Genomic DNA, 25,214 nt, shown 5'->3' on the forward strand with positions numbered 1-25,214 from the left:
GTTGGTAAAGCACGCGGCGGGCGCCGATAAAAACGCCCGCCGTTTTCGCGATTTAGCGCGTCAGCTTCTTGTAGGCGAGGCGCGTCGGGCGATCCGCCGCATCGCCCAGACGGCGGCGCTTGTCTTCTTCATAGGCCTCGAAGTTGCCCTCGAACCATTCGACATGGCTGTTGCCTTCGAAGGCGAGGATGTGGGTGGCAAGACGATCGAGGAAGAAGCGGTCGTGGCTGATGACCACCGCGCAGCCTGCGAAGTTCTCGATCGCGTCTTCGAGCGCGGCCAGCGTCTCGACATCGAGGTCGTTGGTCGGCTCGTCCAGCAGCAGCACGTTGCCGCCCTGCTTCAGCATCTTGGCCATGTGCACGCGGTTGCGCTCACCGCCCGACAGCTTGCCGACGTTCTTCTGCTGGTCTGCACCCTTGAAGTTGAACGCGCCCACGTAAGCGCGGGTCGACATGTCCTGCCCGTTGACCTTCATGTAATCGAGCCCGTCGGAAATCTCCTCCCAGACGTTCTTGGACGGATCGAGATGGTCGCGGCTCTGGTCGACATAGCCCAGCCGCACGGTCGATCCGATCTCGATCGTGCCGCTGTCGGGCTGTTCCTTCCCGGTGAGGATCTTGAACAAGGTCGACTTGCCCGCGCCGTTCGGCCCGATCACGCCGACGATGCCGCCCGGCGGCAGGGTGAACGACAGGTTCTCGAACAGCAGTTTGTCGCCATAGGCCTTGGAGATGTTCTTGGCTTCGATCACCTTGCCCCCGAGGCGCTCGGGCACCTGGATGACGATCTGCGCCTTGCCGACCTGGCGGTTTTCCTGACTGTTCTGAAGTTCCTCGAACTTGCGGATACGCGCCTTCGACTTGGTCTGCCTTGCAGCAGGCGTCTGCCGGATCCACTCGAGTTCGCGTTGCAGCGCCTTCTGCTTGCCGCTTTCCTCGCGGCTTTCCTGCTCCATGCGCTTGGCCTTCTTCTCGAGATAGGTCGAGTAGTTGCCTTCGTAGGGGTAGTAGGAGCCGCGATCGAGTTCGAGGATCCATTCGACCACGTTATCTAGGAAGTAGCGGTCGTGGGTGATCATCAGCACCGCGCCGGCATATTCCTTCAAGTGGTTTTCGAGCCACTGGACGCTTTCGGCGTCAAGGTGGTTGGTCGGCTCGTCGAGCAGCAGGATCGAAGGCTTCTGGATCAGCAGGCGGGTCAGCGCGACGCGGCGCTTCTCGCCGCCCGAAAGATCGGTCACCGGCCAGTCTCCCGGCGGACAGCGCAGGGCCTCCATCGCCACCTCGAGCTGGTTGTCGAGCGTCCAGCCGTCGACGGCGTCGATCTTGTCCTGCAATTCGCCCATTTCCGCACCGAGCGCATCGAAATCGGCATCGGGTTCGCACATCAGCGCCGACACTTCATTGAAGCGCGCGACCAGATCGGCGGTTTCCTTCGCACCCTCGCGCACGTTCTCGAGCACGGTCTTGGTCGGATCGAGCTCCGGCTCCTGCTCGAGATAGCCAACGGTGATGTTCTCTCCCGGCCATGCCTCGCCGGTGAAGTCCTTGTCGATCCCGGCCATGATCTTGATCAGGGTCGATTTGCCCGCACCATTCGGGCCGACGATGCCGATCTTCGCGCCCTGATAGAACTGAATGTTGATGTTGTTCAGCACCGGCTTCTGGGCGCCGGGGAAGGTTTTGGTCATGCCCTTCATGACATAGGCGTATTGCGCGGCCATCGGTTCAGTCCTTCGGGATCGAATTATCGGGTGGGGAGGTTTCGCAGGCGCAAATAGGGAAGGGGAGAGCCAAGGGCAAGCGGCTAGACTTCGCTCGTGGCGAGCGATAGCACCGCAACCCATGCACAAAACACTTACCGCGCTGATCGCGCTTTCGCTCGCTTCCATGTCGACCACGGCCACAGCGGACACACCCGCGCTCGAGGCCCAGGCGGTAAGGGCGCTGGAAAACGACACTCATGCCTGGCATTTCGTCGAGGGGCTGACCACCGAAGTCGGCCCGCGTCAGGCCGGGACCGAGGCCGAGGCGCGCGCTCGGGCGTGGTCGATGGCGTGGCTGAAGGACAAGGGTTTCGCCAATGTCGCCGACGAGCCCTTCACTATGGACACATGGGTGCCCGGTGACATCGCCCGCGCCCGCGTCACCGCGCCGTTTGCGCAAGATCTGGTGGTGCTGCCGCTCGGCAATTCCGCCGCAACGCCTGCGGGCGGATTCGAGGCCGAGGTGGTGTTCTTCCGCACGGTCGATGATCTGCGCGCCGCGCCGGAAGGCAGCCTCAAGGGCAAGATTGCCTATATCAGTCACCAGATGCGCCCTGCGCAGGACGGATCACATTATGGCTTTGCCGGGCCGGTGCGCTGGGTCGGACCGGGGATCGCGGCCAGCAAAGGCGCAATCGGTGCGGTCATCAAGTCGGTCGGCACCGACCACCATCGCAATCCGCACACCGGCGGCACCAGCTTCCCCGCAGGTGTCACTCCGATCCCGGCTGGTGCGCTGAGCCTGCCCGATGCCGAGAACCTCGAACGCATGTTCGAACGCGCGGGCGGCAAGCCGGTGATGCTCAAGCTGGAGATGAACCCGCGCCAGATCGGCGCGACGCGCAGCGGCAATGTGGTCGGCGAGATCGTCGGTCGCAATCCCTCGCTGCCGCCAGTCCTGCTTGCTTGCCATATCGACAGCTGGTGGAATGCGCCCGGCGCGTTTGATGACGGCGCGGGCTGTGCGATCATTTCTGCTGCCGCGCTGCATGTGAAGCAGGCTGGCCAGCCTTTGCGTACCATCCGCGTACTGCTAGCAGGTGCAGAGGAAACCGGGCTCTGGGGCAGCAGGGCCTATAGCGACGCCCATATCGACGAGGCGATTGCAGTCGGCATCGAGAGCGACTTCGGCGCGGACCGGATCTGGCGCTTCGAAAGCAATTTCCGCGAGAGCAATCCCGCCCTGCACAAACGCATCGCGGCGGCCGTGGCGCGCTTTGGCGTCTCGAACGGTAATGATGCTGCTACGGGCGGTGCCGATCTCAATATTGTGCGCGACCAGAAGGGCGCGTTGATCGACCTTCAACAGGATGGTCTGCGCTACTTCGACCTCCACCACACCCCTGACGACACGCTCGACAAGATCGACCCGGTGCAGTTGCGCCAGAACGTCGCGGTGTGGACGATGGTGGTCGGCATTCTCGCGAACGAGGCCAGTTCGATCCTCACCGGCGGCCCGATCCCGAGCGCACCGGCCATCATGCAGGACTAGGCCGGTTCCCCGATCCGCGCGTCCTCAAGCCCGACCAGCTTGGCGCTCAGATCCCACAGGCGTGCGGCGCGATGGGCGTTCTCGGCCTTGCTTGACAAGGGTTGGGCAAAGGCCTGTGCGCCCGGCTTCTGGCGGTTGCCCCAGCTCCAGTGGACGCCCGAGCGGGTGAAGTCCGGATCGGCCACGACCTGCGCCACCCGCTCGCCCGAGAGCGGCTGCGAGACATAGCCCTTGGTGATGTTCTTCTGAAACCACGGGAAAATGGTCTGGAATGCCTTGGGCGCATGGCGGAACAGTGGTGTGTCGGCAACGCAGCCGGGGTAAAGTGTAGCGAAGATGATCCCCGTCTTGTCGTGAAACCGCGCGTGCAGCTCGCGGCTCATGATCATCAGTGCAAGCTTTGAGTCCTTGTAGGCCTTGCCGGGCTTGAAAGGCTTGCCGTCGATCATCGCGACCGGGTCCCTGAAACCGGCTTCAAGGCCTTCGAGGTCGCCCAGATCGGCAGGAGCGGGGATCGGGATCTTGCCTCCGAATTCCTCGGAATTGGCTGTTACCGTTCCGAGCGTGACCAGCCGCGGAGCGGGGGCGGCCTCGAGGTCGGGCAGGAGCAGGTTGGCGAGCAGGAAATGGCCGAGATAGTTGGTCGCCACCGAAATTTCGTAACCATCGGCATTGCGTTGCGGTGCCTCGGCGCGCGGCAGGTAGACGGCAGCGTTGAGAACGAGTGCATCAAGCGCGCCGCCGCCTGCGCGCACTGTCTCCCGCGCCGCTTCGGCCAGCGCGCGCACGCTGGCGAAATCGGCGAGATCGACATGCAGCAAGGTACGGTTTGCAGGAGCGATCCCCGCCTCCCTGGCGGCGGATTCTGCCTTGGCGAGGTCGCGGCAGGCCATGATGACATGCCAGCCGCGATCGGCGAGCGCCTTTGCGCTCCACAAGCCCACGCCCGAGGATGCTCCGGTAACGAGGGCTGTCTTTTTCGGAAGGTCGGTCATGGGCAAGATCATTGCCGCAAGCCGAACGAGGCTTCAAGAGGGCGGCTCGCCAACTGGCATTTTGGAAGACTTGGCGTCCCTGTGGCAAGAAGTGGTCGGGGAGACAGGATTCGAACCTGCGACCCTCTGCTCCCAAAGCACAAAGTCACCGTCCTCCTCAATCATGCCCATTCATTCTTAATTCGCAAAAACCCTAGTCAAACAGGGGTTTTTCAGGGATACCATCTGTCTTAGGTCCAAAGGATTCATGGCGCGCCATGACAATTCTCGCTTAAGATTCGCTTAAAGATGGTTAAAGACAAAGGACAGGCATGGCACGGCTAACGGATGAGGCGGTCGCAAGCGCGAAGCCGCCCAAGAGCGGTTTCGCGTATCTATGGGATGATACCAAGGAGGGGCTAGGCGGCTTTGGCGCCCGCATCAATGCCAAGGGCGGCCGCTCTTGGGTTGCTCGCTATCGGGTTGGAGGCAAGCAGCGCATCCAAACCTTTGCGCCAGTCGCGGGACTATCGGTGACGAAGGCGCGCAAGAAGGCTGGTGAGCTTATTGCAGCAGCAATGGTCGGGGTAGATGGTGTTGCCGAGGTCAGGCGCCTCAAGGCGCAGGCTGGAGCCCTAACCATTGCCGATCTTGTCGCGCAATGGCTCGACCATCAGCAAGGGCGGCTGGCGCGTAGTGCAATCAGGTCCGCAACCTACGCGGCGATGCAATGCTCAACCTCAACGCTCGACGCGAAGGTTGCGCGTCTGCCTGCGGGCGAGCTGACACGCTCAGCGGCGGCTGATTGGAAAGACAAGGTTGCAGGCAAGCGCGGACCAAGAGTTGCCGATGTCGCTGCTGCCCACCTTGCCAGCGCGTTCGACCACGCTCTCTTGCGCGGCAAGGTCGATGGAGCCAACCCGTTTCGCGGCCTGCCCAAGGCCGGCGAGACTCGCCCCCGCGAGCGCGTGCTCGATGATGATGAACTGAGGGCAATCTGGGGCGCCGCGAAACCTGAAACCGATTATGGTTCGATCATTCGCCTGCTGATCTTGACTGGGGCGCGGCGCAACGAAATTGCCCAGATGCGATCGGGCGAGGTTGCGGGGCGCTGGTTCACGTTACCTGCGGCGCGCTCGAAAAACAGGCGCCCCCATGCGATCTACCTTGCACCGCCAGCGCTGGCACGCGTGCGCCAGCGGCTGGGCCGCGCGGTGCTATTTGGCGAGGCCGACAACGGTTTCAGCGGCTGGTCGCGTTCAAAACAGCGCCTCGATGATGCAAGCGCAACAAGCGATTGGACAATCCATGACCTACGTCGAACTGTAGCCACGCGGATGCACGGCATTGGCATAGCGCCGCACATTGTCGAAGCCTGCCTGAATCATGTTAGCGGCGCCCGCGCTGGTGTGGCTGGCATTTACAACCGGCATCGTTACGAGGCCGAGACGCGCGAGGCGTGGATCAAATGGGCATGGCATTTGCGCCAGATTGTGAGGGGGGCATGACGCCCGAGGAGGCACGGCTGGAGATCGCTCGTCTGCGGGCGCGTAGTCCCCTCGAACGGGTCGGGGGGGATGTCTTATTGCTCCACCGACTGCGTTCGAGCGATTAGGCAACCTTTCGCCTAGTCCGAATGTGCTGAAAAACACCCTCAGGGCTGCCTTGCACCATCGCGCCCTCGCCCCAATCCCGTAAAACACCGGCACTAAAGCTCGCTCAACCACGCTGGCACCTTCACCATCCGCGCAGACATCGTCGATCACCTCGCCCCTCCTCGACCGTAAGCATCCGGTCGAAACCGTTGTCGGCAATGGCCGGTTTCGGGGTGCGGGCCGCGGCACCGGAATGACCGGTGATGGGTGGAAAGCGGAATTTCCGGATCCAGTTTCGAGCGGGTGAAGTCCCCGAAGGGAAAGTTTTCCCACATTGATTGCAATCAAATCATTTTCAGGAAGAAGTTGGATATGCCTTCTATCAAGAAGTATTCCCTCGTACCAATAAAGGTAATCCAAATGACAAAGAAGAAGTTAGTTATTGCCAGCGCATTCGCTCTTGGCCTTGCTGCCTGCGGCTCCGGCACAGACGGCGTTGATGAAGCTGCTGAAATGGCGACTGCTGATAGTGGGTCGACGGAAGCGGCCCCCGCTGACGTGGCTGAAACGCAAGAAGCCGCACCCGCACAAGTTGCCTCCGATCCGATCCGGGGGCCTGGCGGTCTTGAGGAGAAATGCCTCGAACGCGTCGCTTCCACCACTGGCGCTGGCGTAAGCACCAACAGTATTGATGAAGCAGAATCCGGTGTCGTGATACTCGTGAATGTGGACGGTGCAACAGCCCCGTGGCGTTGCTTTGGCTACACAGACGGCACAATTGAAGAGGTGATGTTCACCGGCGACGAGGGTAGCCTTTGACGGACTTCCTATCGCAATAGTTTTCGCATTGATCCGCCAGCTTGCGGCTTGTCCGCAGGCTGGTGGATCAAGATCCCTTTTGGAGGTTTGAAGTGATGAGGAAGTTCTCTCTTGTTTTCGGGGCCATCGCCTTGGCGACGTCGATGCCGGTCATCGCGCAGCATGTGGAACAGATTCACTTTGCGCGCGGTGCGACCGGAACCACTATCGATGGGACGATAGTTGGTCGAGAGTACGTCGACTATCAAGTTGGTCTGAGCGCAGGTCAGATGTTTGCTGTCTCGCTTCAGGAACGCGGCGGATCACCATATTTCAATATCATTGAGCCGGGTGCTGGCGATGTCGCGATCTATAACAGCTCAGTAAACGGGCAGCAGTTCGAGGCGCGGACCACACAGGGCGGCACCTATACGATTCGCGTATATCAGATGCGGGCGCAGGGAAGACGCGGTGAGCGGGCAAGTTACCGCCTCACTGTTTCTGCAACTGGTCGCGGCGCGTCGCACAGCTCGGATGCGCTCGTGTCAGGTACGCCCTACCACGCGACGGCGATGATCCGTTGCGTCGCTGAACCGGACAGGCCGATGGCAAACTGCAACGCGGGCGTCGTTCGCCGCGGTTCCAGTGCAACCGTTCATATCGATACACCAGACGGTGGTGAGCGGACGATCCTGTTCCGGGGCGGTCGGGCCGTTTCGAGTGATTCCGAAGCGGGCATCTATGTTGAGCGTCGTGGCGATAGCAGCGTCGTCAACATTGGCACGGTAGAGGTCTACGAGATTCCAGACGCATTTGTCATGGGCGGCTAGGCACTTTGCCAAACTTGCATTCTGAAGTTGCAGAAATGGCGGGCGCTGCCGCGGCTCGATAGGACTCAGCAGCGCCCTGCATTTTGATGCATCTGGCATAACCCGGCGAGAACATGTGAGGAGCAGTGAGATGAGATTGCAGCCTGCGTGGTGGATCGGGCTTTGTGTTTGGATCGCCTACAACGCGATCATATTCGGCACTTGGGCTCTTGTCGGAGCTGATTATACGAACCTTGCAGGCCGGGACGCAATTCTTGAGCGGCTGATACTTCCCGAACTTCTGGGTGCGGCCCTGGTTTTGGGTGTCGTCACTTGGTTGGGTTGGTGGCGGCCGGTTCTACGGGAACAGAAATATGGAGGCCCACAATGGGCCTTATGGGTGCTTCTGCTCTTTATCGCTCCCTTTGTTGCGGTGCTACTATCGGTCACGCAATGGTCGGAAATTGCCTTGTCGCATCTTGCGACCCTCGTCGTTGCCTGCTTGCTGATTGGTATCAACGAAGAGATATTAACGCGCGGAATTGTCTTGGTCGGATTGCGCGGGTCAACAAAAAATGAGGTTCTCGTTTGGCTCGGTTCGACCGCTCTGTTCGGGTTGATGCATGTCCCCAATGGACTTTTCGGCATCGGTCTCTCAGGTGGCCTCGTACAAGCCGTTTTTACCTTCCTTCTAGGCTCTGGCCTTTACCTGCTAAGGCGGATCAGTGGCACGATCCTCTTACCCGTCGCGATCCATGCACTGTGGGATTTTTCATCCTTCAGCCACCAGGTAACCAGTGAAGGGACCGTATTGCTGGCGACTTTCTTCCAGTTCCTGACCTATCTTGTGGCGATGATCCTCGTCGTAGTGTTGTTCAGACATGACCGGAAAAGTCGTGACAGTGCCGAACCCCTCGCTGGCTAAGAGCCTGAAACTGTGTGGCGTCAGCCGTCAAGGGCGAAGCCGAGATTTGATAAGCCTTCCCACGCTTATAAGTAACAAGCCTGCCATAGCGGCTGAAGCGAGGTTTCCTTCAGCACTTCGAGCGCCAATCCCATTCATGGGCAGCAATATCGAAGCAATTAGTGCGCCGATGAAGCCGAGCAAGCAGTCCTGGATAAATTGCCCCAGAGTTCCGCCAAAGATAATCCTGACCGCCAGACCAAGACTGCAGCCGACGGCGAGGACTATCAGGATCATGCCCACCACGGTGAGCGATACAGGCTGTTCGGCAATCATTTCGCTTATAGGTGGTAGCCAATCTGGTGAGGCATTAGCCAACCTTTCCTGAGGTTGGGCAAATATTGATGATGCGGGAGACTGGGGTCAGTGCTAGCCCAAGAAGCATGCGGATCTCCAAAATGCTCACTGGACTGCTTCTGGCATTCGCCTCTTTAGTACACCCGACTGGTGATACTGTGCTTGCGCAGGCCGTGCCGCCACCTACAGAGCAGGTCGGTGCAAATTGCAGCCGCGCTGAGTATGCCACAGACCAATTGGTATGTCAGACAACCAGTCTCCTGAATCTCGATCGGGCTATGATCCATCTCTTGGAAATTGTCATCATGCCTGATGATCTCACTTGGCTTGAACCGCAAGAATTATGGCTAAGGCGGCGCAGCATGTGTGCCTTCAACGAAAGGCATGCTGAGTGTGTGGAGCAAGCTTATGAAGAGCGGATCGGTATACTGCATGCAATGCTAGAAGGGCCTGCACTAGAGACGCGCCCAGCCGAGTGCCTCAACACGCAAGTTTTGCAAGCTGCTCGGTTCGAGAACTTCATCCTGCTGTATGACGATGAAGATGTGCTGGTAACGATTGCAACACTGCAGCGGGACCAAGACAGCATTTGGGAGAGCTATGCCGTCGGCAACGAGATCGACGGTGGTCTCTCGCTCGCTTTCGCTGACGGACGCTCGCTCAATTGTACAGTTATGGCTTCTGCGTAAGGTCTCCATCTCAGACAAGGCGTAGGCTTTCTTTGGCGCGCTTCTCAAGGTCCGCTATTGGGTCGCTTGCCGAATGTCGCGTTCTGGCGGGAAAGCGCAGATAGCTGCCATTGGCGCAATGGCCCTCAGGCGACGTTGTTGTCACTTGATTGAGCCGCCTTCCACTCCCACGGCAGCAGCTCGTCGATGCGAGTGATGGGATGGCCTCAACCCACCCGCAAGCATCTGTTGATTGAACCAATCGCAGGCAAATATCCTGCGGCGCATGAGCAGCTATCACAAGAACACCGGCCCTGCTGGGCGCAAAGATCTCTCGACCTCGCTGGCATCCCATGCGCAGCGCCTCGAGAACGCACATGAGCTGGGCCATACCTTCGCAATCATGGACACGCTGGCCTTTGACGGGCAGGTGGCACTTCGCAATGAGGAAAGCGCTCTAAGCGTTTGGTCGCGGCAGGGGTTTGGCTCTGACGTTGAACGGCTGGGCGTCACCTGCGCTGGCCCCTTGGTCGATATGCTGGGCAAGGGCATTCTGGTTGCAAACATGGAGCCGGTCGAGATCGAGGCGGCCCTACGTCAATTCCTCGCGGCGGCAGCCGATGGCGGCACCGTTGATGATAGCGCCTGTTACGAGCGCGTAGCAGCGCGGTTGTCGCCAGCGGGCGTGACAATCGCCATAGGGCGAGGACTTGAGGCGGCGGCGAAGGCGCTGACGCTGGCAGGACGTCACCCTGCCTTCATTACGTGGCTCGGCGAGGCGATTGATCGGACGCCCAGCGATCAATGCCTGACTTTCGACAAACAGGCCTGCGCGATCTTGCTTGATGCCACCAGCGCCGAGGGGCGCGGCCTAGATCACGAGGCGCTCATTGTCCGGCGCGAGTGGTTTAACAATTGGCTGGCGGCTGGCGACACCAAGACGCTGGAGGCGGAATTGCTGGACGACACGCTCGCCGTTCTCGCCCAGATGGAGGCCCGCGGGGAAATCGTGGACGGGCGCCTGACACCCGCAGGCCTTGCGCGGCTGGATGCGAACGGGGGGTAACACCAATGGTCGCCCTTTCCCTCAAGTTTGAACTGACGGGGACATTCGATCCGGCTGCGACCTATGAGCGGATGTATAACCGGCGCGTGCTGCCCGATCTTGAACCGCTGAAAGAGGCGAAGGGCATCGGCGTCGGGATTGACGGCAACTTCACGACCCCTACGCGGGCGATCGAGCGATTGGAAAAGGCGCCTCAACGCGAAGGCCTCCAAATCCCTGCGAAACTCGAAGTTCGGGGCGTTGCGAGCGACGTGGCCTTTGACATGAAGAAGGCACTTGATGCGTCGCTGGCGACGTTGAAGGCGAACGTGCCTCGTAAGACCGGCGCCCCACGCCTCGCCCATTAAGGTGCTTACACGCGGGCGCGTGTTTGTCGCGGCGGCGCTCGCAGTCGCGAGAAAGGCCACGAAACCATACCGGGACCGGGCAGGCTGCTATCTGGGTCTGTTAGATTGAGCCAACAACCCGCTATGGCCCCTTTGATGACGACAAATAAGGTGGTAACCGCTCCTAGTCTATTTGTGTCGGATGCCCGGTGAATTTCGTCGAACTTCAAGACAAATCCGACAACCTCCTAGCGGGGGGCTTGGCATGCCTTTTGGGAGCTGAACCCCATTCATGTCTGAACATCAAGTTCACTGGTTCAGTGAACTACTTGCTGAGCTTGAATGGGGAAGCGCGATACATCGGCGAAGCAAAGAACGCCAAGTTTCGATTATACAGCCAACTCAGAGAGAAGACGTCGACATTTTATCGAAATTACCTGAGGACTTCTCCGGTTCCTGTCTCGCCTATTTCAGATTTCGAGCTTCGGATTCTTCCAGTCGCCTTTGCGCGCAAAGAGCTTGAAGAGTTCGGAATTGTGAATGCGCGGTGCGATTTGAACCGTTTCCACTTGGGCAAACGACAGCTTTTCGACGCGGAGGCGGCGATCGCTCATTGGGAAGAAGTGCAAGCTACCGCCCGAAAGCTAGTTTGCGAAGGGGCGGAGAGGTGCGTTGAACAGAGCTCGAAACCATGGATTGACGCTGCGGGTCCCAACGCTCCAGGTATTTACGTCATTCGTCGTGGCGGCCAGATAATCTATGCCGGCGAAAGCTCCGACATTGGCATTAGACATGAAACTCACGGCGGGCAGACTTACTTTTCGGCTGTTCGGCGCAACGTCGGAAGATCGCTACTCGGGTTTGAGCTTAAGGTTCGGAACGGAAAGAGGAAATACTTCACCGAAGACGAAGACGAGGCGGTGACCGCGTTTCTCGGAGAATGCGAGATATCTTTCACGGAGATTAGCGTTGGTCGCCTTGAGATTGAGGAATATCTCATCATGCGTCACCAACCCATTTTGAACCGCAAGTCGAAGTCCTGAATCAACACGCGCATGCTTGGTTTGATCACGAGCACGATGGCCGTTTTGGCCCTTTGCCGACTTCAGCGACCTGATCCAAGCAGCACGGTCTCAGGTTTCGACCAGAGCCGCTTGAGCTTCACATCAGATACATGCTGCAATGAACTCCGGCGTCAGGTCATCGCTCGATCTGTTCTCGCCTCGAGTTGTCAGGACGGTGCGGTCGCAATACCTGCGGTGTTCCTCGAAGGCTTCAAAGGTGATGCCGTCGCGCAGCGCCTGCAATAGTTCACGCTGCCACCTGTTGCGCTGGACATAATGGGCGCGCTCAACGCCAGATTTGTTTGTCTTGAGGCCGTTCGCCACAAATGCTGCGACGGCCGCTGGCGTGATATGCGTCACAACCCAGCTATCGGGCAGTACCTTGACGGCGCGGTCAAAGACGCAGCGCGCCATTTCATCCGACATGTCAGTTTGGGTTACTGCAAAACGCAGCACCTCATATAGAGCGCGGGCGGTCATTCTGGCTCCTTTGTCAAAAAACAAGGCCAGTACGCGCCACCGGTTGACCCCTAGCTTAACGGGGGCAAATGGTTATCATCTTAACCACTCCTACGGAGGAGACGCAGGCGAGGTTTCGTAGGCGGGAAGACTTTCAACTTAGGAGCGAAATTCCAGCGTCCGCCAGCGGCGGGGTCGTCTCCTCGCCAACTCTCTTCCCAATGCGTTCGGGCGTCGGCCTGATGGGCGAGGCTGGTCCCGAGGCCGTGCTGCCTTTGAAGCGCATCCGCAACGGCGATCTTGGAGTGAAGGCCGAGCGTCCCAGCATCACGATCATCAATAACAACAACTCGCAGATCGACACGCGAGAGACCCCCAACGGTCTCGAGATCGAACTGCGAGCCGTGAGCATGGCAAAGCGGGCCATTGTTGACGATATCATGCGAGGCGGCTCGCCTGTGTCGAAAGCGATTGAATGCACCTACTTGGTGAGGCGCAACGGGCGATAATGCGCCTGACCCTGCATCACGCAATCGAGGCGCTGGAGGCACTAACCGGCAGCGACGAGGCGCTGGATGATCTTATCGCCCTAGAGGCTGAGCGGATGCGGGCGTACCTTGAAGAATATCCCAGCGTCGGAGAGTGGCGCGAGGCGATACACCACAATATCGCCATCGGCCTTTTATGGCCGCCTGCATCGCAGGCATTGCACTAGGGGCGATAGCGATCCCGCAGGAAGTGGGGAGCGGTAGTGTCCTGCGGCTTTACCCACTTCGCATGGATGGGCCTTCCATCTGCCATGCAGTCAATGAACCTGTGTTGCCCCCGCTTTAGCCTGACGGCCTGCGCTTGGCCTTCGCGGGCCTCGTCGTTGAATTGGCGTTCTCGTTTTCCAGGCCGGTTGTATGGCATCGCTAACGTCCCTCGTTGCTGTTGGGGCGACGATACGGTGGCTCAGCGCAGGCGGGCAACGGGTTGCTTAAAGATCGCTTAAAGGCGCCGGTCGCTTTAAGCGACTGTGAAACAAGTTCGAACGTAAAGCATTGAAAAAGTGGTCGGGGAGACAGGATTCGAACCTGCGACCCTCTGCTCCCAAAGCAGATGCGCTACCAGGCTGCGCTACTCCCCGACGCTGATCTTCCTCCCCTCGGCTCCTGCCCCGCCCCGGTGGGCCCGGCAGGATTCGAACCCGCGACCTAGCCGTTATGAGCGGCCAGCTCTAACCGCTGAGCTACAGGCCCTTCGACAGGAACCGGAGCCAAGGCGAGATTCAGCCCCTACTCCGGGCCTTGGCGGGAAACAAGCGGGGAAGCTAGACAGTCCGGCGTTCAGGGAGTGCTCGCCGTCAGGATTTCGGTGACGGTGCAAGTTCGGACACCGCGCCGGTCGAGCGCAGCATAGATTGCCTCAAACCAGTGATAGAGCGCTTCGACACCGGCCTCGGTCGGCGTATAGCGGGTATTGCCGGCAGCCAGGGTCGGGCTGTGGAAGGAGAGTACCAGCACCGGCAGCCCGCCTTCCAGCGCCACATCGACGCCGCGCAGCGCCTCATCGACCGAAACCCCTTCCGGCGTAAGCGCGATGCGTTCGAGCAGGCCGAGCTTTGAAAATGCACCCATGGCCCGCGGGATCCGTTGTCCCCATCGTTGAACCTTGCGTCCTGCATGGCGTAGAAGACCGCTGTGTACGCTCGTTACCGGCAGTTCGAGCAGAGTGCGCTCGTCATCGGCCCAATAGGGTGCAAGCGGATGGTCGCTATAGTCCGGCCCGCCCTTGGCACTGTAATCGAACAGCGAACGCACCGATGTGTCGATCCTGATCCCTGCGGTCTTGAGCAGGTCTGCGGTATGCGGCCCTAACCCGTAACGCCCGGCCCGGTAGATCAGCGCAGGCGCACCGAAAGCTTCGGCAATTGCATCGCGAAGCGCCATCAACTTTGCTGCCTCAAGCTCGCGCGGGAGGTTGCCGGCAAAGGAATTGTAGTCGTTGACATCTTCGGTGAAGGGCGGGTTGACCCAGGGGTGCAGCTGCAGACCTACATCTGCCTTTCCCCGTGCGACCGCATCGCCGATGATCGCGACGGCGGCCTGGTCGGTGACGATCGGCCAGTCGACCAGATACACGGGATGCGCGCCGATCGCTTCGCAGAAGCGCTGGAAGCGAGGGATGGCGGCGACGTGGGAAAGGCCGTAGCGATCGCGCCTGAACGGTGCATCCCAGTAGAATTCCTCTTCGGTGTCGACCGTCAAAAGTACCCGCTGGCCGAAGCCGGAGGCCAGTTGCGCCGCAGAACCCGGCGGTGGCGGCTCCAGCATTGAGCCCGTTGCCATTGGCCTGTCTCCCCGCGCGGCGCGTCAGCCTGCGTTCCCGCCCGCACCCTGTGCATGGTGGCTAGGCAGCGGTTCCTCACTGGTCAAGAGCGGCAGGGTGAGCACCATGTCCGTGCCTTCGCGATCAAGAGTGCCGCCTGCAGCCCGGGCCTCGGCGCGTGCCAAGCGGAAGGCAAACCCGGCACCGAACAGACCGGGATTGATTGCGCTATCGGTAGGTCTGACGGTCGCTGCGAAGATATTTTCTTCGCGTGCCAGATCAGCGGGAAGGCTGCACGTCAGCCGCGCCATGGCGGTGCCGTTGCCGATGATCGGATCGAGCCTCGCATGGATCGTTTCGCCTTCTGCGCAGGCAATTGCGATGCTTGCAAGCAAGCGCCACAACAGTCCCTCCATGTCGTCGGTGTCGTACGGCACCAGCAGGCAGGCCTCGGGCGCGAGGGCGAGTCTGACAGCAGCTCTGCGGGTTTCGAGCACCGGCGCGATCTGATCCAGAATACGCTGCGCCAGCCTTGCAAGATCAGCTTCCCCCGTGTCGATCGCAAGGGCTCCGGTTTCCAGTCGTGCGAGCCGGTCGAGCTCGTCGAAGCCGGCGAGTATGCGCGCTGCATCGGCGGCGATGGCAGCGGCGAGCGCTCGGTATTCATTGGGCGCCGGGCCAAACAGCTGCTGCTGGATGACCTCGGCATAACCCTGAACGGCCGTCACTGGCGTACGGAGTTCGTGCAGCAGCTGGCGGATGCGGTCGGCCTCGCGATTGTCGTGCGTGCCCGGCACATCCGTTTGCGGGACTGGCCGCCGAAAGCGCCCTATGTATCCGGTGAAGTGGCCCTCGAAATTGAATGCCGGCTGGGCATCGAGCGTCCATGATCCGGCAATTGCAGGCGCCCCGGAAAGCATGAAAGCAAGCCCGGTGATCGGCTGACGGCGATTTACGGAGCGCACAATCGCGCTGGTGCGGATATCCGTCTCGCCAGCCCCGTCCGGAGCCGTCAGTCGCATGCCTACCACCATCGGACCCACATCGCCCGACGCCCAGATGATGCGCCCTGACGTATCGGTTGCAAAGCCGAAATCGGCAATCGTGCGATCAGGCAGTTCCGGCAGCTCGCCCAGCGGCAGGCGAGGGGCGATATCGGGTTCGAAGGCAGCCTCGCGACGTTCACGCCGGAACTGGGCTATACGTTCGACCAGCGCCGAGATTTCACTGCGGCCCGTATCCTCCCGGTCAGGCATGCGGCGACGGTCATTTTCCGGGCGGGGGATGGACCCTGCCGCGTGCTCCGGCTTACCGCGCATCGATGGGGAATGGGCCGCTGGCCCTGATGGCACTGAAGGCGGGGCCGCGGCGGAGGCAGGCTGCTCGGATGGCGGCGGCAGTCCGCGGTCATGAATTCCAAGCCGGTCGAGCAGTATCTCGATATCAAGCGGCAGATCGCGGCGCAGGCGCAGAAAGCCGCGGGCGCGCACCGGAAGGCGGGGGATGAGTGAAGACCAATCCTCGACCGAAAGATCCGCGCGGGCGAGCGCCGCCGCGGCAACCGACGGCTCCTGATCAGCGAGATGTGCAGCAAGATCGGCGCTGCGAAAGCGCCAGCCGGGCTCTCGTATCATTCGCGCGCGAGCATCGGCATCGATCTGCTCGGCCAGCGCATCCATACGCAGCCATGCTGCCGCGATCAGGCTCTGGTGCTGCCGTCCGGCCTGGCGTACACGGTTCTTGCCGAGCAGGTCGAGCAGTTGCCTGTACTGGGTTCGCAATCCCGCATCGCCGGTAACGCGCTGGCGCAGCACGGTGGCAAGGCGGTCATCGAAGAACAAGCTGGCACTCCCATGCTGCGGCCCCGAAAAAGCACCGGCACATCACGAATCGCGGCTGGCACAGACTGTTGCCGGTCTGCAAACAATCCTTCTGCCGCATCCTCTTCTATCAGGATGATGCAATTGTCACACTCTGGCGCGCAAGGTGCGTTGCAAAGCGGGACAATTGCTGGCAGACCTAATAATATTAGCGAAGTGGCCCGTTGAGCGCGCCTCTTCTTACCTCGATGAAGATAGGGCACGGGGCGTTGCCGTCTGGTGAACGGCGCGTGCCAAGGGAGTTCTAGCCGAGTGGCCAATCTGGACGATATTGACCGGCGTCTGCTGGCGGAACTGCAGGCGGAAGGCCGGGTGACCAATGTCGAGCTTGCCCAACGTGTCGGGCTGACTGCACCACCATGTCTGCGGCGGGTGCGAGGCCTCGAGGAAGACGGCGTGATTCGCGGCTATCACGCCGACCTTGATCCATCCAAGCTCGGCTTTGCGATAACCGTGTTCGCGATGGTCAGCCTTAAGAGCCAGGCCGAATCTTCCCTGCGCGAATTCGAAGAGCACATGCGCGCTCTGCCCGAGGTGCGCGAATGCCATATGCTCAATGGCGAAATCGACTTCATTCTCAAGATCGTAAGCAAGGATCTTCAGAGTTTCCAGGAATTCCTGACCGGCAAGCTGACCCCTGCCCCCAACGTGGAAAGCGTCAAGACCTCGCTCACAATCCGGACCGCGAAGCAGGAGCCGGGCGTCCCGCTGTAAGCGGATGCAGGGCGGATATGGCCGATACCCCACCGCTCCCGCCCGATACCATCGCCGTTCCCGACCATGCCCAGGTACGGGCTGGAGCCCTGCCGACGGAGATGCGGGCGGATGGAACGCTGGTAATCGACCTGCTCCCGCTTGCCCCACCGCCGCCGCGCGAGTGCATTGCCGAGGAGCCCGATCCGCTCAATCCCGAGATAATCGTCTGCCGCCAGACTGCGCCCTCACCGCGCATCGGCCCCGATGTTCTTCCCGATGTCGATGATTTCGGGATCGGTATACCGCGTGCGCGGTTCCGCCTGTCCGACACGGCTGCCGTCGAACTCAACGGGACCAACCCGAATGTCGGCGGCTTCAATGCCCAGGGCGGCGAGGTGCGGCTCAAGATCGACTTCTAGAGCGATTTAGAGCGCGCCAGGAATGCCGCGCGGCGCGGAAATCACGCCATGTCGTCAATGCAGCTTGAGTCGGGGGCGAACAATCCGGTTCACCCGCCCGATCAGCATCAGGAATGTTCCCTTCACCCAGCCGTGAATGCCCCACAGGTGCAAGCGGTAGAGCGAGGTGTAGATGAACCGCGCCAGCCGCCCCTCGATCGCAAGGCTTCCTCCGACCAGATTGCCCATCAGGCTGCCTACGGTCGAGAAGCGGCTAAGCGAAATCAGCGAGCCCTTGTCATGATAGACGAAGTGCTTGAGCGGGCGGCTTTTCTGCATCCGGCAGATATTGTCGAACACGGTGTTCGCCATCTGGTGCGCGGCCTGGGCGCGCGGCGGGATCGGGCGATCCTCGCCTGGCGGAACATAGCTTGCGCAGTCGCCCAAAGCGAAGATGTTGTCGTCGGTAACCGTTTGGAGCGTATCGCGCACGAGGAACTGGTTGCGGTTGTTGGTTTCGAGGCCAAGGCTTGACAGGAACTCGGCGCCCTTCACCCCGGCAGCCCATACCATCAGGTCGGCCTCGATGGTCTGGCCGTCCTTGGTCACGAGCGCGCGTGGGAGCGCCTCGGTCACCTGGGTGGCTTCCATCACCCTGACGCCCAACTCGGTCAATTCGTGATGCGCGGCGGCGGACAGACGTTCAGGCAGCAGCGGCAGGATGCGCGGCCCGGCTTCGATCAGCGTGACCTTGAGGCGGCTTTCGTCGAACACCTCAAGCCCGTAATGGCTGAGCGCGCCTGCGGCGTTGTAAAGCTCGGCCGCCAGTTCCACCCCGGTTGCGCCCGCGCCGACAATCGACACCCGCACCTGTTCGTCGGCATCGGGGTTCTTCATCATCGCCCGGCTGACCCGCAGACAGTGGTTGAGCAGCCGCGTGCGGAAGCGTTCCGCCTGTTCGCGGGAATCGAGATAGAGGCAATGCTCCTTCACCCCGGGCACGCCGAAATCGTTGGAGATCGATCCCACCGCCAGCACCAGGATATCGTAGCGGATGGTGTGCTGGCCGATAAGTTCGCGTCCGTCCTCGTCATGGACCGGGGCGAGACTGATGGTCTTGGCTTCCCGGTCGATCCCGTCGAGGCTGCCCTGAAAGAACCGATAGCCCCAGCGGTAGCAATGCCCGCGATAGCCGACCTCATCGAGATTGGCGTCAAGCGATCCGGCCGCAACCTCGTGCAGCAGCGGTTTCCAGATGTGCGAAAGATTCTTGTCGACGAGGATGATGTCGTGCCGCTTCCGGCCGAACTTGGCCCCTAGCCGGCGCACCAGTTCCAGCCCTCCGGCACCACCGCCGACGACGACGATCTGGGTCTTGCGGCTCATCGAACACTCCTTCGCGCAGGTGCGCAACGCAATCCCGGCATCACGATAGCCGGATAGCAAAACAAAATCGCGTCAAATCATAACCGTGGAACCGATCTTCCACGCTTCTCGAAGGGGAGGGAGGGTCCACATAAGCAAAGGGGCGGAAAGGTCCAACCTTCCCGCCCGCAGCTCATGTCGATTTGTGCTGCAGTGCAGCATTATTGCACCGGATAGCGGGTCAGACCTCAGGCTCCTCCAGCCACTTTTCCAGCCACTTGATCGAGTAGTCGCCGTTGAGCACGTCGGTCTGCCGCAGCAGTTCCTGGTGCAACGGAATGTTGGTCTTGACCCCTTCTACAACCATTTCCTCCAGCGCCCTGCGCAGGCGCATGATGCAGCCCTCCCGGGTGCGACCGTAGACGATGAGCTTGGCAATCATGGAGTCGTAATAGGGCGGGATCTTGTATCCTGCATAAAGCCCTGAATCGACGCGCACATGCATGCCCCCTGCGGCGTGATAATAGGTCACGAGGCCGGGCGAGGGCGCAAAGGTGAATGGGTCTTCGGCGTTAATCCGGCATTCGATCGCGTGGCCGTGGAATTCGAGCTCTTCCTGTTTCACCGACAATGGCTTGCCTTCGGCAATGCGGATTTGCTCGCGCACCAGATCGACGCCCGTTATCGCCTCGGTGACGGGGTGTTCGACCTGCAGGCGGGTATTCATCTCGATGAAGTAAAACTCACCGTTTTCCCACAGGAATTCGATCGTGCCCGCACCGCGATAGCCCATGTCGCGCATCGCCTGGGCGCAGACTTCGCCCATGCGCATCCGTTCATCGGTGGAGATGACGGGGGAGGGGGCTTCTTCCAGCACCTTCTGGTGGCGGCGCTGGAGCGAGCAGTCGCGTTCGCCCAGATGGATCGCGCCGCCAATGCCGTCGCCGAACACCTGGAATTCGATGTGGCGCGGGTTGCCGAGATATTTCTCGATATAGACCGTGGCATCGCCGAAAGCGGCTTTCGCCTCGCTGCCGGCCTGCTGCATTAGGGTTTCAAGCTTGTCTTCGCTTTCGCACACCTTCATGCCGCGCCCGCCGCCGCCCGAAGCGGCCTTGATGATCACGGGATAGCCGATCTCCTTGGCGATCCTGCGCGCCTCGTCGAAGTCGGACACCGCGCCGTCCGAACCCGGCACCAGCGGTAGACCCAGCACGCCCGCGGTGCGCTTGGCCTCGACCTTGTCGCCCATGGTGCGGATATGTTCGGGCTTCGGGCCGATCCAGATGATATCATGCGCTTCGACGATATCGGCGAACTTGGCGTTTTCCGACAGGAAGCCGTAGCCTGGATGGATGGCGTCGCATTGGGCGATTTCGGCGGCCGAGATGATGTTGGCAATGTTGAGATAGCTCTCGCCGGCGGACGGCGGGCCGATGCATACCGCATGATCGGCAAGCCGCACATGCATCGCGTCGGCATCGGCGGTGGAATGCACCGCGACCGTCTCGATCCCCATTTCATGCGCCGCGCGATGGATGCGCAGCGCGATTTCGCCGCGATTGGCGATCAGGATGCGTTTGATGCCCATGATCTTACGAGATCACCACCAGCGGCTGGTCGAATTCGACCGGCTGGGCGTTCTCGATCAGGATGGCGCTGACTGTGCCCGACTTGGGTGCGGTAATGGGGTTCATGACCTTCATCGCCTCGACAATCAGCAGCGTGTCGCCTTCCTTCACGGGTTTGCCGACCGCTATGAAGTTTGCCGCTCCCGGTTCGGGTGCGAGATAGCAGGTCCCGACCATCGGCGACTTGACCGCATTGGTCATGTCCGGGCCAGCAGGCGCGGCGGCTTCCGCTGCGGCAGGCGCAGCAGCGGCAGGGGCCGGAGCGGCGGCCGCCGGTGCGGGCGCTGCGGCATAGACCGGCGCGGCGGCGGCCACGGCCCCGCGCGAGACGCGGATCTTGCGATCATCATCCTCGACCTCGATTTCGGTGAGGCCGGTCTCGTTGAGCAGTTCGGCCAGCTCGCGCACCAGCGCGGTGTCGATATTCATACCCGACTTGCGCCCGTTTGCCTTGCCTGATTGGCCAGCGTCGTTTGCCATGTAAGCCCCTTGTTATGTGGTACGCCCGTAGAGCGCGAGGGACTATTGCCGCGAATTGCGGCTGGCAAGTGGCAAGGACGGGAAATTGTGAAAGTCCGGTGACTGATCAGACCTGACCCGACGCTACGGCTTCCAGTGCGATACGGTAGGAATCCGCCCCGTGCCCTTCCACGGTCATCGCCGCACCCATGCCGACATAAGAGATGTGGCGGAAGCTCTCGCGGGTCTTGGGGTCGGACAGGTGCACCTCGATCACCGGCGTGCGGATCGCCTTGATCGCATCGAGCAGGGCGATCGAGGTATGGGTATAGGCCGCCGCATTGAGCAGCACGGCCCGCGCACCCTCGGCCTGCGCCTCGTGCAGCCAGTCGACCAGCATCCCTTCGTGATTGGTCTGGCGCATCTCGATCTCGAGCCCGAGTTCGCGGGCGCGGTCTTCGAGCATCCCGGCAATGTCGTCGAGCGTGGTTGTGCCGTAAATCTCCGGCTCGCGCGTGCCGAGAAGATTGAGGTTGGGGCCGTTGAGGACGTAGACGAGGTTGCTCATGCAGGCGGGGATAGCGGGAAGGTAGAGGGTCGGGAAGGCCTACCGATCCACCCCTTTGACCTTACCCCATTGCCGCGCGGCGGTGTAGCCGAGGTAGCCGGTGCCAAAGAGCGCGTAGAGCGGCTCGGGGAGACCGGCGAGATAAGCGTTCATCCCGGCAGCGATTTCGCGCGCGGCGGCGGGGTTGAAGGCGCTCAGCACGCCCATTGGCAGCGCGGTGAGCAGCAGGATGTACATGACGTAGAGAAAGCTCGGGCGCGCGCGGCTGGTCCAGGGGTCGGCGGAATTGGCTTCGGCGACGATGGCCTGCAACTGCGCCTCGATCATTTTCATTTCCTGCGTGCCTTCGAGCGCGATCAGTTCGAGCTTGGCCTTGGCTCTGGCTTCCTTGTCGGGAATGATCTTGTCGATGATCGAGGCGATGGGGCCGATGAGGACGTCGATGAGGGCCATGTGATGCGCTCCTTAGCTGCGAGTCGCACAAAAATGACCAAATCGGTTCTAGTAGGAAAATGATTTAACCTATTCCGCGTCCGCTTCGGCCAATAATCGCTGCGCCAGCGCCAGATGTGGCCGGTCGAGCATCGCACCGTCGAGCGCCACGACACCTGCGCCGGGGTGATCCGCAAAGGCCTGCACCACCGCGCGGGCGTGCGCCAGTTCCTCGGCACTCGGGGTGAAGGCGGCGTTGATCGGTTCGATCTGCGCCGGGTGGATCGCCAGCATCCCGCGAAAGCCTTGCGCACGTACCGACCTGGCGCGGCGCTCCAGCGTTTCGAGGTCGCGGAATTCGGGCTGCACCGTCTCGATCGCTGCCACTCCTGCGGCAGAAGCGCCGATCAGGCACAGGCTGCGCGCCATTTCGTAGGTGTGCGAATATTCCCCGTCCGGCCCGCGCTGCTCGCTGGCTCCGAGCGCTGCGGACAAGTCTTCTGCCCCCCAGCTCATTGCTACCAACCGTTCGCGGCCCGGATAGTCCTGTGCATATTCGCCTGTGCGGAACATTGCCGCTGCCGTTTCGGTCACCAGCGCGGCAACCAGGGTGCGCCCGAGCGGGATGCCGTTCGCGGCTTCGAGCGCGGTAAGATAGTGGTGCAGCCGCGTGATGTCGCTCGCGCCTTCGGCCTTGGGCAGAAACACCCCGCCGGGGCGCGAAGGGATGATCGCGGCAAGATCGGCGATGCAGTCAACCGTGGCGATCGGATTGATCCGCACCCAGAGTCGCGCGCGACTGTCGCTCCCGAAGATTTGTTCGGCGACCATTGCTCGGGCTGCGGGCTTGTTTTCAGGCGCGACCGAGTCTTCCAGATCGAACAGCGCGATATCGGCGGCGCTGCCTTGCGCCTTGCCCATCTTCTTTGCGCTGTCGCCTGGCGCGAAAAGCCATGACCGCATGCGAGGCGGGACAGGATGGGCGGCGGGCTCTTGCTTCATCGGTTTCGTCCTCTCCGCTTCCGCTTACGGAGCGCTCCGCCTGCCGACAAGTCTAGAACGAGCCTTCCACATCGACTGTGAAGATCGTGCCGAACTTCCGGTCGCGCGCTTCGGAAAAGGCTACGAGGCCTGCGGCCCGGTCCGTAAACACGGTACGCGAGAAACGGTCGCGCTGGCCCAGCAAGTTGCCCATGGTCGCGCGTAGTGTCATCCCCGCCACGTCCTTGTTCTCCACAAAGGCCGAAACAAATGCAAAGCCGGGATTATTCAGCGATATCTCGTCAAGGCGGACGGCCGCAGCATTGTCGCGCCAGTCTCCCGCTGCACCGAAGGCCCATGCCGTGCCTGTGACATCATGGCGCAGGTTCATGCTGAGGTCGATCAGCCTGTTGCCCGACAATTCGCGTACAAAGCCGAGCAGCGGATCACTGACCTCGCTTCCTGCCAGCGCGAGACCCAGATCGAGCCGGGTGCCTTTCCAGCCGAACCGGTCCGAAAGCAGGGTTGCGTTGCCGTTGACCCCGTAGCGCTTGGCCGAGGGGATATTGCCGGGCGCTTGTCCTCCGCCCGGGATCGGGATCTGGTCGACGATATCGGTGATGTCTTCGTAAAAGCCGCGCAGGTTGAGATTACCAAGTGCGCCGAGCCGCCAGCTTGCTTCGAGTTCGTAAACCCAGCTCTGCTGCGGCACGAGATTGGCGTTGGTCACATCCTCGCGATCCTGATCGAGATCCACCGTCGCGATGAAATCGAAGAAATCGAGCTGGCCCACCACCCGTTCGATCCGGCCAGCAAGATTAAGCGCCTTGCCTGCCTTCCAATCGATTGCTGCGAAGCCCTTGGGCCGCCAGAACCGGCGTGTCAGTCCGAGCGGCCCTGCCTGGCTGATACGCGAATATTCGCCGCCGGCGGAGATCTGCAACTGTAGCTGCGGACCCAGTGCACGGCTATATGTCAGTCCTGCATCCGCGCGGTCCTCCTCGACCCGGTCACTCGCCCCTGGCAGCAAGACCGGCTGCAAGACACCGTTTCCGTCGCGCACGGCCAGTGTGGAGTCGATCTCGAGAAAGTTGCGTACAGCCTCTAGCGCTGCGACGATGTTTCCTCCGGCAGCGGCAAAGGTGTATTCGGAACGAAGAATGGTCTCTGCCTCGTCGGCGTCGCGCACGAATACCGAGCCTTGTGCCGGTGATCCATCTGCGAAGGTGGTGATGACCGTGCTCGTAGTGGGGCTGTCCTCGTAGCGATGATAGGCAATCAGTTTGAGCTGCCCCGGCCCGAGCGCGAACTGGTAATCCGCGCCGAGTTCGAAATTGAATTCGTCCTCGGTGCGCCGCAGGTTGCGCACCCGATCCACGGGCGCACCGTGGAGGCTCTGGCGTGACACCTCGGTTTCGCGGAACAGGAAGCCCTGGACCTGCCCTGAAAGATTGAGAATGTTGGCGTTCTGGGCGGTACGCGTGAATGACCCAGAAATGCTTGGCCTGTCGGAATTGAAATTGGCTTTTTCATCGCGCGTCGCGACCAGCGCGCCGGTAGCGTCGAAGACCTGCTCCAGCCCCTCATTGCCGCGTCGCTGCGAATCATTTTCCAGCGCCAGCGTCCAGTCGGTATTCGGTCCGCCGCCTGCAAGTGCGATTGAGCCGTTGAGCAGCCGTGCGGGCGTTCCGAAACTGCGGACCTGTGGCGAATAACGGAACTGCCCCGAGATCCTGCCGCTTGATTCAGTGACGACATTGAGCACCTGCCCGGTCAACCCGCCGATGTCGAGGCTGGCACCGTCAACGAGCTCGAGACGCACCACATCCTCGAAGGGGATGCGACCCAGCGCTTCGAGAGGGCCATTGGATTTGCCCGAAATGCGTCGGCCATTGATCAACACATTGATATCTGCCTGCCCGAGCCCGCGCGCACCGTCGCCCTCGCGGATGGCGAAACCGGGAACCTGACGCGCCATGTCGAGCGCGCTGCGCGGGGCGAAACGGACGAAATCTTCCGGAACGAAAGTGCTTCGCGTGCTGGCCGGTGCTGTTCCGGCCGAAACGTCCAGAGACGTCGGTTCGTCAGCCCCGCCAAGCTCGTCCTGGGCGGCAAGCGGAACCGTAAGGCCGAACAGAATTACGCTTGGGACGAGCGATAGTCTCGCGGATCGCGGAAAGGGGCTGCGCGGTTTCATGCTGGACGCAATTCCGC

Annotated in this window: 26 protein-coding genes and 2 tRNA genes; 13 read left to right on the forward strand and 15 right to left on the reverse strand. The window is 61.2% G+C overall.

The features are described 5' to 3' along the window. Window positions 1-52 precede the first annotated feature (52 nt). A complete protein-coding gene (gene ettA / locus I603_RS04900) occupies window positions 53-1,726 on the reverse strand; it encodes an energy-dependent translational throttle protein EttA (protein WP_068862738.1) in 1,674 nt (557 codons plus the stop codon). Between the two features lie 121 nt (window positions 1,727-1,847). On the opposite strand from ettA, the gene I603_RS04905 reads away from it, so the two are divergent. Continuing rightward, window positions 1,848-3,260: a M20/M25/M40 family metallo-hydrolase gene (locus I603_RS04905; RefSeq protein WP_068862740.1), complete on the forward strand. Its 1,413-nt coding sequence runs from the start codon at window positions 1,848-1,850 to the stop codon at window positions 3,258-3,260. Here I603_RS04905 and I603_RS04910 read toward each other — a convergent pair. Continuing rightward, window positions 3,257-4,255 (reverse strand): protochlorophyllide reductase, encoded by a 999-nt coding sequence (locus tag I603_RS04910; protein ID WP_068863292.1) that lies wholly within the window; start codon window positions 4,253-4,255, stop codon window positions 3,257-3,259. The genes I603_RS04905 and I603_RS04910 overlap by 4 nt on opposite strands. Before the next feature lie 311 nt (window positions 4,256-4,566). Between I603_RS04910 and I603_RS04920 the strand changes: the two genes are divergently transcribed. The 4 genes from I603_RS04920 (at window position 4,567) to I603_RS04935 (ending at window position 8,361) form a co-directional block, all read left to right on the forward strand. Beyond that, window positions 4,567-5,742: a tyrosine-type recombinase/integrase gene (locus tag I603_RS04920; RefSeq protein WP_068862741.1), complete on the forward strand. Its 1,176-nt coding sequence runs from the start codon at window positions 4,567-4,569 to the stop codon at window positions 5,740-5,742. Window positions 5,743-6,096: 354 nt separating this feature from the next. Beyond that, a complete protein-coding gene (locus I603_RS04925; RefSeq protein ID WP_157090854.1) occupies window positions 6,097-6,648 on the forward strand; it encodes a hypothetical protein in 552 nt (183 codons plus the stop codon). A gap of 95 nt (window positions 6,649-6,743) precedes the next feature. Then, window positions 6,744-7,457 carry a hypothetical protein gene (locus I603_RS04930; RefSeq protein WP_157090855.1) on the forward strand — a complete coding sequence of 238 codons (714 nt, stop codon included), beginning with the start codon at window positions 6,744-6,746 and terminating at the stop codon, window positions 7,455-7,457. A gap of 130 nt (window positions 7,458-7,587) precedes the next feature. Then, window positions 7,588-8,361, forward strand: coding sequence for a CPBP family intramembrane glutamic endopeptidase (locus I603_RS04935; RefSeq protein ID WP_157090856.1), 774 nt, complete (start codon window positions 7,588-7,590; stop codon window positions 8,359-8,361). 27 nt (window positions 8,362-8,388) lie between these two features. On the opposite strand, the gene I603_RS04940 is transcribed toward I603_RS04935, so the two are convergent. Further along, on the reverse strand, window positions 8,389-8,676 hold the full coding sequence (locus I603_RS04940) for a hypothetical protein (protein ID WP_068862748.1): 288 nt from the start codon (window positions 8,674-8,676) through the stop codon (window positions 8,389-8,391). A 299-nt stretch (window positions 8,677-8,975) separates the two neighbouring features. Between I603_RS04940 and I603_RS14450 the strand changes: the two genes are divergently transcribed. From I603_RS14450 to I603_RS14455, 4 genes are all read left to right on the forward strand, one after another. Next, window positions 8,976-9,386: a lysozyme inhibitor LprI family protein gene (locus tag I603_RS14450; protein WP_157090857.1), complete on the forward strand. Its 411-nt coding sequence runs from the start codon at window positions 8,976-8,978 to the stop codon at window positions 9,384-9,386. 265 nt (window positions 9,387-9,651) lie between these two features. Beyond that, a complete protein-coding gene (locus I603_RS04950; RefSeq protein WP_068862751.1) occupies window positions 9,652-10,431 on the forward strand; it encodes a hypothetical protein in 780 nt (259 codons plus the stop codon). Window positions 10,432-10,436: 5 nt separating this feature from the next. After that, window positions 10,437-10,778, forward strand: a complete 342-nt coding sequence (locus I603_RS04955) for a hypothetical protein (protein WP_068862753.1) — start codon at window positions 10,437-10,439, stop codon at window positions 10,776-10,778. Window positions 10,779-10,966: 188 nt separating this feature from the next. After that, entirely contained in the window at window positions 10,967-11,800 is an 834-nt protein-coding gene (locus I603_RS14455) for a GIY-YIG nuclease family protein (protein ID WP_157090858.1), read from the forward strand. Window positions 11,801-11,923: 123 nt separating this feature from the next. On the opposite strand, the gene I603_RS04965 is transcribed toward I603_RS14455, so the two are convergent. Then, entirely contained in the window at window positions 11,924-12,301 is a 378-nt protein-coding gene (locus I603_RS04965) for a hypothetical protein (RefSeq protein ID WP_157090859.1), read from the reverse strand. A 200-nt stretch (window positions 12,302-12,501) separates the two neighbouring features. Between I603_RS04965 and I603_RS14680 the strand changes: the two genes are divergently transcribed. Together I603_RS14680 and I603_RS04975 are read left to right on the forward strand one after the other, a co-directional pair. Further along, window positions 12,502-12,789: a phage tail tape measure protein gene (locus I603_RS14680; RefSeq protein WP_068862758.1), complete on the forward strand. Its 288-nt coding sequence runs from the start codon at window positions 12,502-12,504 to the stop codon at window positions 12,787-12,789. Continuing rightward, on the forward strand, window positions 12,789-12,995 hold the full coding sequence (locus I603_RS04975; RefSeq protein ID WP_068862760.1) for a hypothetical protein: 207 nt from the start codon (window positions 12,789-12,791) through the stop codon (window positions 12,993-12,995). Before I603_RS14680 ends, I603_RS04975 begins: the two co-directional genes overlap by 1 nt. 337 nt (window positions 12,996-13,332) lie before the next feature. Here the strand turns inward: I603_RS04975 and I603_RS04980 are convergent. The 4 genes from I603_RS04980 to I603_RS04995 all read right to left on the reverse strand — a co-directional run bounded on the left by I603_RS04980 (window position 13,333) and on the right by I603_RS04995 (window position 16,431). Continuing rightward, a tRNA-Pro gene (locus I603_RS04980) sits at window positions 13,333-13,409 on the reverse strand. A gap of 39 nt (window positions 13,410-13,448) precedes the next feature. Continuing rightward, window positions 13,449-13,521: transfer RNA gene (locus tag I603_RS04985), tRNA-Ile, on the reverse strand. 87 nt (window positions 13,522-13,608) lie between these two features. Next, window positions 13,609-14,610, reverse strand: coding sequence for a polysaccharide deacetylase family protein (locus tag I603_RS04990; RefSeq protein WP_068862761.1), 1,002 nt, complete (start codon window positions 14,608-14,610; stop codon window positions 13,609-13,611). 24 nt (window positions 14,611-14,634) lie between these two features. Then, entirely contained in the window at window positions 14,635-16,431 is a 1,797-nt protein-coding gene (locus tag I603_RS04995) for a histidine kinase dimerization/phospho-acceptor domain-containing protein (protein ID WP_068862763.1), read from the reverse strand. A gap of 291 nt (window positions 16,432-16,722) precedes the next feature. Here I603_RS04995 and I603_RS05000 point away from each other — a divergent pair, with 291 nt between their 5' ends. Both I603_RS05000 and I603_RS05005 read left to right on the forward strand, forming a co-directional pair. Further along, window positions 16,723-17,184, forward strand: a complete 462-nt coding sequence (locus I603_RS05000) for an Lrp/AsnC family transcriptional regulator (protein ID WP_068862764.1) — start codon at window positions 16,723-16,725, stop codon at window positions 17,182-17,184. A gap of 17 nt (window positions 17,185-17,201) precedes the next feature. Then, complete coding sequence (locus tag I603_RS05005; RefSeq protein ID WP_068862765.1) at window positions 17,202-17,585, forward strand: hypothetical protein; 384 nt, start codon at window positions 17,202-17,204, stop codon at window positions 17,583-17,585. A 54-nt stretch (window positions 17,586-17,639) separates the two neighbouring features. Here the strand turns inward: I603_RS05005 and I603_RS05010 are convergent, their stop codons facing one another. From I603_RS05010 to I603_RS05040, 7 genes are all read right to left on the reverse strand, one after another. Beyond that, window positions 17,640-18,950: an NAD(P)/FAD-dependent oxidoreductase gene (locus I603_RS05010; protein ID WP_068862767.1), complete on the reverse strand. Its 1,311-nt coding sequence runs from the start codon at window positions 18,948-18,950 to the stop codon at window positions 17,640-17,642. A 220-nt stretch (window positions 18,951-19,170) separates the two neighbouring features. Further along, window positions 19,171-20,520 (reverse strand): acetyl-CoA carboxylase biotin carboxylase subunit, encoded by a 1,350-nt coding sequence (gene accC, locus I603_RS05015; protein ID WP_068862768.1) that lies wholly within the window; start codon window positions 20,518-20,520, stop codon window positions 19,171-19,173. Between the two features lie 4 nt (window positions 20,521-20,524). Beyond that, the gene (gene accB / locus I603_RS05020; RefSeq protein ID WP_068862770.1) at window positions 20,525-21,040 is read right to left on the reverse strand and encodes an acetyl-CoA carboxylase biotin carboxyl carrier protein; all 516 of its coding nucleotides are present in this window, start codon (window positions 21,038-21,040) and stop codon (window positions 20,525-20,527) included. A gap of 106 nt (window positions 21,041-21,146) precedes the next feature. After that, window positions 21,147-21,587 (reverse strand): type II 3-dehydroquinate dehydratase, encoded by a 441-nt coding sequence (locus tag I603_RS05025; RefSeq protein ID WP_068862772.1) that lies wholly within the window; start codon window positions 21,585-21,587, stop codon window positions 21,147-21,149. Window positions 21,588-21,626: 39 nt separating this feature from the next. After that, window positions 21,627-22,040, reverse strand: a complete 414-nt coding sequence (locus I603_RS05030) for a holin family protein (RefSeq protein ID WP_068862774.1) — start codon at window positions 22,038-22,040, stop codon at window positions 21,627-21,629. 69 nt (window positions 22,041-22,109) lie between these two features. Next, a complete protein-coding gene (locus tag I603_RS05035; RefSeq protein ID WP_084439857.1) occupies window positions 22,110-22,982 on the reverse strand; it encodes an HpcH/HpaI aldolase/citrate lyase family protein in 873 nt (290 codons plus the stop codon). Between the two features lie 91 nt (window positions 22,983-23,073). Beyond that, on the reverse strand, window positions 23,074-25,197 hold the full coding sequence (locus I603_RS05040; RefSeq protein WP_068862777.1) for a TonB-dependent receptor plug domain-containing protein: 2,124 nt from the start codon (window positions 25,195-25,197) through the stop codon (window positions 23,074-23,076). Window positions 25,198-25,214: the final 17 nt, after the last annotated feature.

The organism is Erythrobacter dokdonensis DSW-74 (assembly GCF_001677335.1).
Classification (GTDB): domain Bacteria; phylum Pseudomonadota; class Alphaproteobacteria; order Sphingomonadales; family Sphingomonadaceae; genus Erythrobacter; species Erythrobacter dokdonensis.

Bases quoted from the DNA above. Each gene is read 5' to 3' on its own strand.
- I603_RS04990 (WP_068862761.1), bottom strand. From the start codon at position 14,610: ATGGCAACGGGCTCAATGCTGGAGCCGCCACCGCCGGGTTCTGCGGCG.
- I603_RS04940 (WP_068862748.1), bottom strand. From the start codon at position 8,676: ATGATTGCCGAACAGCCTGTATCGCTCACCGTGGTGGGCATGATCCTG.
- I603_RS04930 (WP_157090855.1), top strand. From the start codon at position 6,744: ATGAGGAAGTTCTCTCTTGTTTTCGGGGCCATCGCCTTGGCGACGTCG.
- I603_RS04950 (WP_068862751.1), top strand. From the start codon at position 9,652: ATGAGCAGCTATCACAAGAACACCGGCCCTGCTGGGCGCAAAGATCTC.
- I603_RS05005 (WP_068862765.1), top strand. From the start codon at position 17,202: ATGGCCGATACCCCACCGCTCCCGCCCGATACCATCGCCGTTCCCGAC.
- accB (WP_068862770.1), bottom strand. From the start codon at position 21,040: ATGGCAAACGACGCTGGCCAATCAGGCAAGGCAAACGGGCGCAAGTCG.
- I603_RS04910 (WP_068863292.1), bottom strand. From the start codon at position 4,255: ATGACCGACCTTCCGAAAAAGACAGCCCTCGTTACCGGAGCATCCTCG.
- I603_RS14450 (WP_157090857.1), top strand. From the start codon at position 8,976: ATGATCCATCTCTTGGAAATTGTCATCATGCCTGATGATCTCACTTGG.
- I603_RS04965 (WP_157090859.1), bottom strand. From the start codon at position 12,301: ATGACCGCCCGCGCTCTATATGAGGTGCTGCGTTTTGCAGTAACCCAA.
- accC (WP_068862768.1), bottom strand. From the start codon at position 20,520: ATGGGCATCAAACGCATCCTGATCGCCAATCGCGGCGAAATCGCGCTG.
- I603_RS04920 (WP_068862741.1), top strand. From the start codon at position 4,567: ATGGCACGGCTAACGGATGAGGCGGTCGCAAGCGCGAAGCCGCCCAAG.
- I603_RS14680 (WP_068862758.1), top strand. From the start codon at position 12,502: ATGCGTTCGGGCGTCGGCCTGATGGGCGAGGCTGGTCCCGAGGCCGTG.
- I603_RS05030 (WP_068862774.1), bottom strand. From the start codon at position 22,040: ATGGCCCTCATCGACGTCCTCATCGGCCCCATCGCCTCGATCATCGAC.
- ettA (WP_068862738.1), bottom strand. From the start codon at position 1,726: ATGGCCGCGCAATACGCCTATGTCATGAAGGGCATGACCAAAACCTTC.
- I603_RS05040 (WP_068862777.1), bottom strand. From the start codon at position 25,197: ATGAAACCGCGCAGCCCCTTTCCGCGATCCGCGAGACTATCGCTCGTC.
- I603_RS04975 (WP_068862760.1), top strand. From the start codon at position 12,789: ATGCGCCTGACCCTGCATCACGCAATCGAGGCGCTGGAGGCACTAACC.
- I603_RS05010 (WP_068862767.1), bottom strand. From the start codon at position 18,950: ATGAGCCGCAAGACCCAGATCGTCGTCGTCGGCGGTGGTGCCGGAGGG.
- I603_RS04905 (WP_068862740.1), top strand. From the start codon at position 1,848: ATGCACAAAACACTTACCGCGCTGATCGCGCTTTCGCTCGCTTCCATG.
- I603_RS05025 (WP_068862772.1), bottom strand. From the start codon at position 21,587: ATGAGCAACCTCGTCTACGTCCTCAACGGCCCCAACCTCAATCTTCTC.
- I603_RS05035 (WP_084439857.1), bottom strand. From the start codon at position 22,982: ATGCGGTCATGGCTTTTCGCGCCAGGCGACAGCGCAAAGAAGATGGGC.
- I603_RS04955 (WP_068862753.1), top strand. From the start codon at position 10,437: ATGGTCGCCCTTTCCCTCAAGTTTGAACTGACGGGGACATTCGATCCG.
- I603_RS04935 (WP_157090856.1), top strand. From the start codon at position 7,588: ATGAGATTGCAGCCTGCGTGGTGGATCGGGCTTTGTGTTTGGATCGCC.